This is a genomic window from Nocardia acidivorans NBRC 108247 (genome assembly GCF_001625085.1).
Classification (GTDB): domain Bacteria; phylum Actinomycetota; class Actinomycetes; order Mycobacteriales; family Mycobacteriaceae; genus Nocardia; species Nocardia acidivorans.
Genome location: NZ_BDAW01000073.1, coordinates 1 through 570 on the forward strand (window position 1 = coordinate 1; position 570 = coordinate 570).

The 570-nt window shown below is 70.0% G+C and carries 2 protein-coding genes; both read left to right on the forward strand.

From position 1 onward, the window contains the following. Positions 1-344 (forward strand): hypothetical protein (locus NA10_RS37750; protein WP_218021609.1); only part of this gene is annotated, 344 nt, incomplete at its 5' end. Beyond that, on the forward strand, positions 341-570 hold a 230-nt coding region (locus NA10_RS39630), incomplete at its 3' end, for a WhiB family transcriptional regulator (protein ID WP_174562569.1). The genes NA10_RS37750 and NA10_RS39630, both read left to right, overlap by 4 nt.

The following is a 570-nucleotide window of genomic DNA, read 5'->3' on the forward strand; positions in this document are numbered from 1 at the left end:
TCGGTCCCGCCCAAACCGAGGCATACCCGGTCGGCGATGCGCTGGTCGGTCGGCCGATGACCGTGCTTCCGCACCCTGCCGCTGCGCCCACGAGCGGCGGCCCCGAGCGAGAGGTCATCGCCGTCGCGGGCCTGGCCGAACTCGCCAAACGCCTCGACCTGCTCGAGCTCCCGGACCTGGCCGACCGGGCGCGCGCCATCGCCGCCCACCTCGGCTACCGAATTCTCGACACCGACCAGCCCGACGCGCTCGCGAACGCCGACGAGGGCGAGGGCGAATTGTCGAGCGATGACCCGGACCGCTTCCGCGAGTACGACATCGCCGCCGTGCGGGGGGTGCTGTGAGCTGGGAAGAACGCGGGTTGTGCACAGGGCCCGGTGAACCAATCGATTCGTGGTTCACCGCCGCCAAAGACCCCGCACACCAGAGGGCAAAGGCGATATGCGTGAAGCAGTGCCCCGTTCGGCTCGAGTGCGGGCGCGCGGCGCGCAAAACCGGTGACCGGCACGGTATCCGGGCGGGATTCAACCTCACGAGCTCTGCGGGCGTTCGCGCCTTGGTGAAGTGGCT